Genomic DNA, 11,275 nt, shown 5'->3' on the forward strand with positions numbered 1-11,275 from the left:
AACAGGTCCGGGCTTTTGATACGGGGAGCGGTGTCATTGCCGTCCCGCACTTCAACAAGGACGTATTCTCCTGTCGCGGTGAGCCGTATGGCCACCACGTCTTCCGGGCGGCTCGCCTTCACCGCATTCGAGGTCAGTTCGCACACGACGAGNTCGGCGCTGCTGACGGCGTCCGGGTCTACCGACCATTCCGTGAGCGTGCGGGCAGTGCTCGTTCGCACCTCGGGGACAGCGGCGGCTGTCGGCGGGAAGTGCGCCACGGCCACCCGGACCACCGGCGACGGGTCGCCCGCTGTCATGCCGAGCCCTGATCATGTCTGGCTGGTGTCCGGTCGACATGGCACACGAGATCATCCCCNCCCCGTCGTCGTTGGCCTGGCGCTGTCCCCGCCGGGCCTTGCCTTGCGGCGGTACGTCCGGCGGGGACAGCGGACTGTGAGGAGGACGCGCCGGTGCGACGANCCCCGGGCCAGCGATCAACCCCGCCTGCACCGGAGCGCCCTCGAAGCGTGATGATGCTCCCCTGTACCTTTAAATGCAAGTACACATACAGGCCCGCTTACCATGGTTGCAGAGGTCAACAGGCCGGCAACGGCCAATGGCAGACTGTGATCAAGTGTGGACGTCCAGTGGCGGAGGAAGCGTGGCGAAGTCGTCAGCAGGGCCGACGGTGCGCAGTCGTCGGCTTGGGGTGGAGCTGCGCAGGCTGCGGGAGGCCGCTGGTCTGACCGCTGAGGAGGCGGGTCGGGCCATCCGCGCGTCCGACGCCAAGATCAGTCGTATCGAGAACGGGCGGGTCGCGGTGCGGACCGTCGACGTCGCCGATCTTCTGACCCTCTACGGCGTCCAGGAGGCCGACCAGCGGGAGGCGATCCTCACCCTCGCCAAGGAGACACGTCAGCAGGGCTGGTGGCGCAGCTTCAGCGACGTCGTCCCGCGCTGGATGGAGGTCTATATCGGGCTCGAAGCTGATGCATCGTCGATCAACACCTACCAGACGTCCCTCGTGGCAGGACTGCTCCAGACGCCGGAGTACGCCGCCGCCGTGATTCGCTCGACGTGGCCGGAGCTTCCGGACGAAGAGGTGCGCCGCCGCGTGTCCCTGCGCACGAGCCGCCAAGAACATCTCAGCCGGCCAGAGCCGCCGCGGCTGTGGGTCGTGCTGGACGAGGCCGCGCTCCGGCGGCCGGTCGGCGGACGCGAGGTGCTGAATGGCCAGCTCAGGCACCTGGTCGACGTCGGAACCCAGCCGAACATCACGATCCAGGTGCTACCGTTCGACGTCGGTGGGCACGCCGCGCTCGGGACCTCCTTCACCCATCTGCGCTTCCCGGACGCCGAAGATCCAGAAGTTGTCTACCTGGAGGTCTTGACGGGCAGTCTGTACGTGGAGAAGCCCGACGAGGTGCGGCAGTATAGAGACAAGCTCGACCATCTCCGAGCCCTCGCGCTCAACCCCAGCGCATCCGCCGAGATGATCGCGAGCTTGTCGAGGGAGCAACCATGACCATCAAGATCGAATTTGACCGGGACAGCCTGTCCTGGCAACTGTCCAGCTACACCAACGGCAGCGGCGAGTGTGTCGAGGTCGCCGCGCTACCGGAGGGGGGACGCGCGATCCGCGACTCCAAGGACCGCGGCGGCCCCATCCTCGTCTTCACTGCGGCCGAGTGGAGGGCCTTCGTCGCGGGCGTCCGGGACGGCGAGTTCGACTCCTGACACAACTGTAGGTTCCCCCGTTGATCTAGCAATTCCCCCGATCGGGTAGCACCTACCTGGCAAAGGCCAGGTAGGTGCTCGCGCACCGGACGCGCCGGCCGTCGTGGGACATCCCCCGCCGCCCGACGCCTCGCCACCACCATCGACGCCGTCCGCTACCTGCTCAACACCGCCCCACGTCGCCCCTGCGGCAGAGCTGCGATCGAAACCTGGTAAGTGCACGGGCAACCAGCGCCAACTGGCGTGGAAAACCCCACCCAGGCAAGATCGATTGTCAGCTCGGCGTGGAAACCTTGCGCTTGGCACCAACTGATCTAAGGAGCCGGACCCCTTCGCGTCGGAACTGCCATCCCAGCCGGGTAGGTGCACACGCAACCAGTGCCGTCCTGACCGGGAAACCCCAGCTCACGCAAGGTCGATTGCCAGATCAACGAGGAACCTACAACAGGCCGCGACCACCGGCAACCAAATGCTCGGCCCTCCTCGCTCTCCGACCACGTCACCGACCACGAGGGCGATATGTGAGGGGCACTCTTGTGTTCACCACTCTAGGATTGTACAGATTCGTAGTGAAGGGCCGGTGCGCGTTCGAGATCTAAGACGAAGCTGCGGGGCGGCTCGTTGGATTCGCTGTCCACGGTCAGAATGTAGCCTGCGGCCGTATAGGTCGTGGGCCCGGTGCGGGTGAGGCGGTCGCGAGTGCCACGGCGCCACAGATAAAGATCCCCATTGTGTCGTGAGAGTTGGAGCCTGCCAGGGACTTGGTCGCAAATGTATGCGCCAAGGCTGGCGTGCTGCGCCGCTTCGCGGTCATGTGGGTCGGACGGCCCAGCCGGAACCGCGGCCTTTTGGCGTGCGTCGACTACCTGCGTGAGGAAGCCGGCGATGTCTTGGTTAGGATCACCTCGGAGGGCCGCGAGAGCCCCGGCGGCGATATGGTCTGCGGCGATTTCGGCATGGTTGGATAGGCAAACGACGTGCAGGCCCTCGTACGTGAGGTGGGTGGATGCGGAAAATCCCTGTTCGTGGCCGTGATGGAAAACGGTGCCACGTGCGGGCCGAGGGTCAGCGTATAGGCCCGGGCCGTACAGATGGGGTTGATGGTCGCTGGCCCGATAGGCGATTTCCTTTCCAAAGGGTAGCGATTCCTGACGGGGTTCGTTCCATTCCTGCCGGAGAAAGCCAAGCCAGCGGTCCAGGTCGTCCACATTGCACCACAGCGATCCCGGTCCGGGCAGAGCGACCGGGGTTTCGCAATGTTCCCATCCGTTGCCGGTAGGCCGGTAGCTGGCGGCGGCCCCGGGGACTACTTCGCGAGGATCGGCTTTAAAGTGCGCGGAAGGCATGCCGAGCGGGGAGAACAGCAGGGTCCGGGCAAGTTCGTCGAGGCCAGTCCCATGAACAGCCCTGAGGATCTGCGCGAGAAGGAGATAGCCGGTGTTGCTGTAGAGGAAACGGCCCGGTGGGACCGCTCGTTTGGTCTGCCGGTAGGCCAGTCCCAAAAGATCGTCGGCGGTGTAGTGGTCCAGCTCACGGAATCCGGCCAGAGACAGCAGGGTCTCGGCATCGCGGACGCCGCCATGGTGGACGACGAGATCCGCGACAGTGACGCCAGGNATCTGAAGGCGAGGCAGGAAATGCCGCGCAGGCTGGTCGAGAGCCAGCCTGCCTTCCCGAGCCGCCTGAACGATCAGGTAAGCAGTGATCTGCTTACCTGCCGAGCCGATGTTGAATGTCGTTGCCCGGTCAATGGCGACGTTGTGTTCGAGGCGAGCCTTGCCGACGTGCGCGTGTACGGGCGGCTCGTCCGGTGGACGCACGAGCAGGGAAACCCCAGGGCTCTGATCCTCCACAATAGCGGCGGTCACAAGGCTAGGGCCTCCTGGTAAATGGTGTGCAGACAGCCACGTAGCCCAACGTCATCGACGAGGGCGAGAGCTTGCGCGTGGTCGTGGATGGTGGCCGCGAGGAAGCGGCGCTGCTCGTCGAGATAGCCAGTCAGAAACCGAGCAATGGCGCCCTCCGCAGATCCCAGAACGCGGGACGTGTAAATCATCATAAGCGGGAAGGCCCAGCACGCGTGCAAGAAGCCGAAGACGGGGCGGGTGGTCCCCTTCCACGGGGAGAAGAAGCGGGGTTCCTCAGGCAAGGTACAGCCCGTGGCGGCAAACGCGTCGTTGAGCCAGTTGTGCCCAGCCTCATGGACGAGGTCACGGGCGAGTACGACGGGCTCACCGTAATGATCGCAGAAGACTGTGCCCGGCAGTCGGGTGATGGTCCAGCTATCCAAGGTGTCACCGACGGACTTCTGGCGAAGGAGGCAGAGCACGACGGCGTGGCCAGCAAGCAGGTCCGCAAAGCCGATCTCGGCTGCCACGGCGTACGCGGCGCTCGCGATCTCCCTCAGCTTGTCGGGGGCCGAGACTGTACCGGGGCCGAGAACGTAGTAGGGCGTCTCGGAGATCTCTGAGCGGGACAGGCGGGCCAAGTCGGGGGCCACAACAACGCGCGGGCCGGCTGCCGTAGGTGTTGACAGCGCCGGGGCGTTCGCGTCGGGATGTTGTCTGTACCAGTCAAAAACGGCGGGNTCGCGGNCACGAGCAGCTGCCTCTGCCCCTTGAAGAACATGGTGGGCAAGCGTGTAGGCGGTTGCGACAGAGGCCCGGGTAAGGGAAGCATAGGTGGAACACGTGGTAGCCGGATCGACGAGGTCTCGGATTCGCCGGGTTCGCGTCTGGTGTAGGTGGTGGATAGGCGCGAAGGCAAAGGCAGCCTGCACGTCCACGGTCGGGCTCCCGAGTCAAGTGTGAGCCCTGGGGCCAGAAGAGTCCTGACCCCAGGGCATGCCACGGTCGGCGTGCGCTTCTACGCCTGCGTCGAGGACGGGTCCGTCTCGGTCCCGGTTGTCCATCCGTCGGCCGAAACGCTGGAGGTGTGGGAAGTGGTTCGGACACCCGTGTCGTCACCGCGAAGGTTCTCCACGGCGACGAGGAAGTCGTTGAACCGGTCGTCGCTGTCCATGTTGGCCATCCTTCTTGATGGTGGGGATGTGTGAGGAGTGTGGTTCGCTGGGATTGGGGGTGCGCGCGACGTTGGCATCGCCGAGTCCTTTCGTCAGAGTCTCATCCCTCGTGGTGAACCGGCGCAGCAGCATCCGCGGCGGCCTGGTGCAGGGCGTCACGCAGGTCACCCATTGCGGGCCGGTCACCTGGTATGGGGGCAAGTGCCGCGACGATCAAGTCCCGAAGGGACGATGGGACAGCGGAGAGCCTGGGGGCACTTCCGTAGCGGGGAATGTCTGCGCAGAGGAATCGATAGGTTAGGACCGCGAGGCTGAAGACGTCGGCAGTTTCCGTTGCGGTGTTGTAGGCCGTGGCGTACTCGGGGGGCCAGTGCACCTCCGGGCCCCGGCTCACAGGCCCGCGAGGGATGCCGGTGCGGCGCGCGGCACCGAGATCCGTCACGTACCCTCGGCCGTCTTGGATCAGGATATTTTCCTGATAAACGTCTCGGTGCACGATCCCGCGTGTATGAAGGGCGTCGAGTCCGCTGGCAACGTCAGCGAGGATGTTTAGTCCGGCGAGTTGGGAGCGGAGATCCGTGGCGACGCGCTGGATGATCAGAGGCCGGAAGTTTCCGGTCGGATAGTAAGGCATGGTATACCAGTCGAAACGATCGGTCTGGCCGGTTTCGAGCAGTGGCACAACGTGAGGTGCGTCGGAGGCGTCGCGGGCGAGGTCGATCTCGTGGCGGAAGTCTTCGCGGGTCAATGCCCGCTGTTCCTCTGTCAGTTCGATGTACCAGTAGAAGCCATAGGCGGCTGGCCGTTCGTCCTCGTCGAGTTCCGCCAGCACGTGATTGCTTCCGAAACCGGCCTTGAGAACTATCGGCGGCATGCTGGCGCGGCTGGCGAGGATGAGTGTGCTGGCGCGGGTAAATGCCAGCAGGTCGTGCACTTGCCATCCGGCGGCGTGGACCTGGTCGAGCACCCAGGACGCTGGATGCAGCGGATGCAGGCGCATGATGTCGTTCCTCATGTCCCGGCCACGATCTGAGGGGCTTGGCGCAGATAGTCCAGGCAGTCGGTCGCCACGCGGTCAACGTCGTGTTCGATGGTGCAGGGATATCGCAGCACGGGAAGACGGGTGGTCTGGGTCCAGATAGTCGCAGCCCGCTGGTAGAGGTCGGCGAGCTGGGTTGCTGTGGCGGGGNCTTCGCCGAAGCGGCGCGCTGTGGTCCTGTGGCCAAGCCTGCTTTCGCACACTGAGGGCGGGGNGGTCAGGAGCACTGTGAGCTGTGGGCAGGCAGGGGTGGCATCGGCCAACTGCTGGACGAAGTCATCAACAGCCTCCTGGTACAGCAACGCGAGTAGACAAGCTGTGGACAGAATGAGTCGGTCAGCGATCACGGACCCACGCGACAGTGCCGGTATGAGGTTGTGTCGGGCGTGTAGTTCCAGGTCCAGACGTACGGCGCGGGTGGCGTCCCGCAGGTCCGGGGCCGGTCGGCCCGCTCGAAGCTCGATGATGGTGCGGGTGGCGTCCAGAGAGAGCCAGGAGAATTGGCCAATGTGTGCAACAGCGATGTTCTCATCGGCCGCGGCGGCAAGCACGCGGTCGCGTACGGTGCTCTTTCCTGCGCCGGCTATCCCCTCAATGGCCAGGAGCATGCCCGTTACCTCCGGACCGTATCGAAGGTTGCTGGCCGGCTTCGGAGATGAGCCAACTGATGAACTTTGCAACTCGGCCTCGGATCACTGGCTCGGTGCCATGGGCCAGCTGGGAGCCGTAGAACAACGCCGTTCCCGGCGCGGGCGTCACGCTCCACCGTGTGCGGGGCATTCTGGTGAACCAGTCNGCGGAGTGATCGGCACCGTCGTGGGCCAGGCACATCCCGGGCGTGTATCCGTGGACTGAGGCATCCCCAAGGGGAGGGCTCCACAGGTGGTTGCTGGAAGTGGTCTCGACATAGAAGGCTCCGCCTGCGTCCGCATCGTCGATCAGGACGCTGATCCCGGCAATCTGGCGCGGCCAGCGGAGTGGGTCAGGAGCGATCCCGTCGAGGTGTGCGGTGATGTGCTGGCCGGGGCCGTACTCGACGTAGGTCCACGGACGGCACGCCGTGATAGACGGCATGACTCGTGCGAGCACCGGCTTGGCGCGGCTGAAGGCGCGTTGCAGTAATCTTTCGGCCTCGCTCGGGATGTGTGCAACCTCGACGCGGCCAGCCGGCTCGTAGACGGCCATGGCCTGCTCGGCGGAGTGGCCAGGGATTTCGTGGATGGACGTGGTGCGAGCGTCACCGAAACGGGCTGAGTGCTGNCCANCNAGNAANCCCGCCATGATCGCGACGAGACGGGCCCGTTCCTTGGCGTCAAGAAACCCTTCGACGCTGCCGACACCTACTGTCTCGGCCATATGTATCACGACTGGCTCCCCGTACGAAGCAGCACGCGACGGACGTCATCGAGGCCGGCACAGTGGTTGAGCCAGCCGACAACCGGACGCTGAGCCGTCGCGCTCAGGTCATCCCACAGCGCCAAGAGTTCCCCGATCAACGGCAGCTCGTCCGCGCTCGGCAGAGTCAGCCTGTCGGCTCTGGTCTCGATCTCGGCCATCACCCGACACGAAACGTGGTGCTGTGCGGCGAAGACACGGCCAAGGCGGTCTGCCGCTGCCCGCTGGCACGCACGGACGATCGCTTCGCCAGGCTGGACGTGGTGGTAGGCGTGGTACTCGGTCTCCACCCAGCACGCTGCGACAGCCTCGGCCGACCCCCTCACGCAACAGGTCGCGCAGCAATCGCTTCCCTGGCCGGGGCAGTCTCGCCGAAACGCGGGGATGGTCGCAGCGACTTCGGCAATGGCAGCCCAAGCAGTCGACGTCAGCAGCCTCTCAACAGTGGGGCGGCGGCTGAGGGCAGAATGGTGGTTGCAGCACGGAGACCCGAGACTCGGATCTACGGACGCGACCGGAAGGGCGGGCTCGATGAAGAGCGCANGAAAGTATACGATCCGTCCGAGAAGCTGATGGATCGTCGACACGTCACCGCCGCCGGTCACGTTGCGTCCAGGGCAAGCCGGTCGGTTGTTGCAGGTTGCATCAAGCAGGCGCAGACATATCCAGGTGTCGGCTTCTCGCGACGTAGCGCGGCCACGAGCACGTTCGTTGCAGTGTCCACGGCGGCGAAGTACGCCGACCAACTAGCCCCGGATGCCGGTCGCAGCCGCAGGTCGAGAACGGGCGTGGTCCGCCCCGTGGCCTCGCACGTCAGGTCACAGCGGCCGACGAGTAGCTGAGTTTGTTCCGGAAGCTCGGGTTGAGCGGTCATCGCCACTCGGCAGAGAGCAGCTGCGGTTGTTGCATATTCAGCCCGGTCACGTGGCAGGATTCCGACCCGTCGTTCGGCAGGAGGCAGTTCCCGGCCGGTGTAGCTGTGACCTTCACAGCTGTCGTAGGTGACGAGTCGCCAGTCGCAAGTGACAGCGTCGACGAGGGAGCGGATGCCGGGCTCAATTGCCTCGTGCCATCGGGGATGTGCGGGGTCGAGGTCGTCAGCCTCGTGGACGCCGGATAGACCTACCGTGTTGATGTTTCCTTCCAAGCTGGTATGAATGCGCACGTCTTCCCGTGGCGCATCCGGGTTGTTCCAGCGCGCGAGGAAGGCGGCGATATCCCGCATGCTATTCGGTTCTCTCGGACTCCAACGCAAGGTTTGACACCATGCGCCCGCCGGGTCGGCAGGTTGCGCAAGCAACGCGGCGATTCCGTTGATCATTCGGATGCGATAATCGCAGTAGGCGTCCTGGGCTCCAGCTAGGTCACTGCGCAATCGGGAGGCGAGGCATCCACCTCCGCAGGCAGTTCGATATTCGCAGGTCGCGCACCGACCCATCAGGTTCCTGGCCCCAGCGAGGATCGTCGAATGCTGCTGCGCGCCGGCCACCTGCTCGATGTCGGCTGACTGGTCCAGCACAGTTAGGCGAGCTTGCGGCCAGGGCAGCTCGTCGCAGCTACCGAGCCGGCCGTCGGGATAGAGCGTGAAGACGTGGTCGCACTTCAAGTTCGAGAAATGGCAGAAGGTTGTGTCGAGGCTACGTAGGCGCCTGATCGTCGACACGGCCGGCTCCAACTTCATACGGGTGAAATACCCGGCGCTGATCCAGCGGATCGTAGCTGCGATCACGAAGTCGGCGTACTGGTCCGGATCGATCGCCCAACTTGGATCTGTCTCATCCGCAACATGGGCTTGCTGAAGCTGTCGACTGATCGGTAGGCGACGGCCCGGAACCGCGGTGGGACGTCGGACGGAGGCGTCGAAGCACGGAACGAAACTGACCGCGTTAACCGCATGGAATCCGGCGATATGGTCTAGGACAGCCTCGGCCCGGCTCAGGATGGACGGAGTGACGGCACAGATGACGCCCGCCTGACGGCCGCGGTCAGCCAGCAGTTGCAAGGCTGCGGCCACGCGCGGGTACACGGGCCTGCCGTCGTAGCCGACCCGCCATCTGTTTCCTTCAGAATCCCCGTCCAACGAGATGCCGATCCGCAAGTCGGGACAGACCTCCTCGAAGAGGTCCAACCACTGCTCATCCAAGAGCACGCCGTTGGTCTGAAGTGAAACACCGACGACCGAGGGCTGCGCCGCGAGAGCAGAGAGCACGTCGGCGACGTGAGCAATACCGGCAGTAAGTGGCTCCCCGCCGTGTAGCTCCACAACGATACGCCTACCCCGGAAGAGTTCAGCGAGCCGGTGTACCTGGCCGGCGTCGATCCGCGCCCCTCCCGGGGTCGCCTTGCGCTTCTCATAGCAGTAGAGACAATCGATGTTACAGGTCTCGCCGCGCAACTTCAGAATCACCGAAACGGCACTCGCAGAGTCTGCCACATCCAAGCTCCGGTAAAGCAGGTCAATTTCTTCCCGCTGCCCGGTATTGTGACTCATGACCTGCCTCCATAGTGCCGAGGGAAAGCAAGGGGTCTCAGTCGTACAGGCGCCCTAGCAAAGCTCCTTGCCCGGACTGAAGAATGTGGGCCGCCTCCAGCGGCACCCAGAAGCACTCGAAGTGGGTGGGCTCCTGTTCACCGTCATGGTCTTCCTGGCTGGCCCACCGGTCCGGCGCGGGCTCGGTGATCTCAAGATGGAAGACGTGGCGGTGCTGTATCTCGAACCGATACGGACTGATGTCGTATTCGACCTCACCGAGTTTGCGCACGATCTTGAAGTCCGTCAAGCCCGTTTCCTCGCGCGCCTCCCGCAGGGCTGCCTTCTCCGGGGTCTCGCCCTCACGGATGCTGNCGGCCGGCACCTGGATGCCAACTTCCTCGTAGCTATAGTCGGTGTGCCGGAACACCAGCAACTTGCCATCGCGCACAATATAACACAACACTTTTTCCTTGATGCTCTTTTCTGGCATGAAGAACTCTCTCTTGTTGGAGTCAGGAGGCGCGGCTCACCGCATCTCTGGTCGACCGAGCGCGCCACCGCGAGTCGCGATCCCATGGCGAGAGCCCATGCGATCATCGTTTCCGGCGAGCGGCAAGTATAGAACGGTCACCATCACAGTNCCGCACCACCTTGAGTCCGCCGAGTCGCTGATCATGACGCAACTGCATACGCGTCGGGTCCAGCGACGCCCGCCGAGTCTATCGGGACGAGCGTGACTTCGTGCTCACTCTGAGAAGATGCGGGCCGAAGCGCGAGCCGCTGGGACACCTGATCGGCTCGATCGGTGAGCAGGCTTGCGGGCAGCTGACGAGGTCTTCCCAGTTCACAGCCCTATGGCCGACTGGTGGGCACCCGATCCGGCGTCATGCAGACTGGACGCCACCGTGGCCCCGGCAAGCCGGCGTGCCTGGTCCTGATTTGGATCCGGGAGTCTTACAACGATCCCGGGGAACGCGATTCGGACCGGTCTGTCTGGCGACCAGCGAGTCCGAGTCCGGACCTGGACTCCGATCATGTTCCGTCAGCGGCCCCCACGCCGGGCCGGCCACTAGTCCGGACCGACGCCGCTGCTGGCCCGGTGATGTAGATCGCCGAGGAGGTGCCTCACGGCTTCGTCACGGTCCGGTAGCTGCGCCCCGGCGGGAATCCCTGGTGCCATGGGAGCCATCTCCGGGTGCCGTCCGCCAACGCAGGCGAGACACGATCATGGCATGAGCTGCGACGCCTCAGTGGGCGTTCTGCACGCTTTCGCCGGGCCTCAGCTTGAGTTGATCTCNGGGGTGCGGAGTTGATCGTCTTGCGTTCGCCGGCTGGCGCGTTCTGCTGGAAGACATGGCAGAACGCAAGCCGTACCCCAGTGACCTGTCCGATGAGGCGTGGGACCTGATCCGCCCGGTCCTCACCGCGTGGAAGGCCCGGCACCCCTCGGCCAGCGGGCACGAGGGCGGCTACGACATGCGGGAGATCGTGAACGCGGTCCTCTACCAGGCCCGGACCGGCTGCCAGTGGCGCTACCTGCCCCACGACCTGCCCCCGACGTCCGCGGTGTACTACTACTTCGGCCAGTGGCGCGACGACGGCACCACCGAGACGATCCACGACCTGC

Annotated in this window: 11 protein-coding genes; 3 read left to right on the forward strand and 8 right to left on the reverse strand. The window is 64.7% G+C overall.

Annotation, left to right across the window (positions count from 1 at the left end):
• Window positions 1-299: ATP-binding protein (locus CED_RS20095; RefSeq protein ID WP_035913287.1), on the reverse strand; the 299-nt coding region annotated here is incomplete at its 3' end.
• Between the two features lie 344 nt (window positions 300-643).
• Between CED_RS20095 and CED_RS20100 the strand changes: the two genes are divergently transcribed.
• Window positions 644-1,507: a helix-turn-helix transcriptional regulator gene (locus CED_RS20100; RefSeq protein WP_235187200.1), complete on the forward strand. Its 864-nt coding sequence runs from the start codon at window positions 644-646 to the stop codon at window positions 1,505-1,507.
• Window positions 1,504-1,719 carry a DUF397 domain-containing protein gene (locus CED_RS20105; protein WP_035913289.1) on the forward strand — a complete coding sequence of 72 codons (216 nt, stop codon included), beginning with the start codon at window positions 1,504-1,506 and terminating at the stop codon, window positions 1,717-1,719. The genes CED_RS20100 and CED_RS20105 overlap by 4 nt, the downstream gene beginning before the upstream one ends.
• A 548-nt stretch (window positions 1,720-2,267) precedes the next feature.
• Here the strand turns inward: CED_RS20105 and CED_RS23135 are convergent.
• The 7 genes from CED_RS23135 to CED_RS20150 form a co-directional block, all read right to left on the reverse strand.
• The gene (locus tag CED_RS23135; protein WP_160172420.1) at window positions 2,268-3,587 is read right to left on the reverse strand and encodes a serine hydrolase; all 1,320 of its coding nucleotides are present in this window, start codon (window positions 3,585-3,587) and stop codon (window positions 2,268-2,270) included.
• Window positions 3,584-4,504, reverse strand: coding sequence for an HEXXH motif-containing putative peptide modification protein (locus tag CED_RS20120; protein WP_152569811.1), 921 nt, complete (start codon window positions 4,502-4,504; stop codon window positions 3,584-3,586). The genes CED_RS23135 and CED_RS20120 overlap by 4 nt, the downstream gene beginning before the upstream one ends.
• A gap of 80 nt (window positions 4,505-4,584) precedes the next feature.
• The gene (locus tag CED_RS24870) at window positions 4,585-4,740 is read right to left on the reverse strand and encodes a hypothetical protein (RefSeq protein WP_200875445.1); all 156 of its coding nucleotides are present in this window, start codon (window positions 4,738-4,740) and stop codon (window positions 4,585-4,587) included.
• A 101-nt stretch (window positions 4,741-4,841) separates the two neighbouring features.
• The gene (locus tag CED_RS20125) at window positions 4,842-5,741 is read right to left on the reverse strand and encodes a protein kinase (protein WP_200875446.1); all 900 of its coding nucleotides are present in this window, start codon (window positions 5,739-5,741) and stop codon (window positions 4,842-4,844) included.
• Window positions 5,742-7,141: 1,400 nt separating this feature from the next.
• Entirely contained in the window at window positions 7,142-7,336 is a 195-nt protein-coding gene (locus tag CED_RS24010; protein WP_139168563.1) for a hypothetical protein, read from the reverse strand.
• 440 nt (window positions 7,337-7,776) lie between these two features.
• Window positions 7,777-9,666 (reverse strand): radical SAM protein, encoded by a 1,890-nt coding sequence (locus CED_RS20145; protein ID WP_084680884.1) that lies wholly within the window; start codon window positions 9,664-9,666, stop codon window positions 7,777-7,779.
• A gap of 37 nt (window positions 9,667-9,703) precedes the next feature.
• A complete protein-coding gene (locus CED_RS20150) occupies window positions 9,704-10,138 on the reverse strand; it encodes an NUDIX domain-containing protein (protein ID WP_035913304.1) in 435 nt (144 codons plus the stop codon).
• 863 nt (window positions 10,139-11,001) lie between these two features.
• Between CED_RS20150 and CED_RS20155 the strand changes: the two genes are divergently transcribed.
• A partial coding sequence (locus CED_RS20155; protein WP_035913306.1) for an IS5 family transposase occupies window positions 11,002-11,275 on the forward strand: 274 nt, incomplete at its 3' end.

Source organism: Frankia sp. CeD, assembly GCF_000732115.1.
In the GTDB taxonomy this organism is placed as follows: Bacteria; Actinomycetota; Actinomycetes; order Frankiales; family Frankiaceae; genus Frankia; species Frankia casuarinae.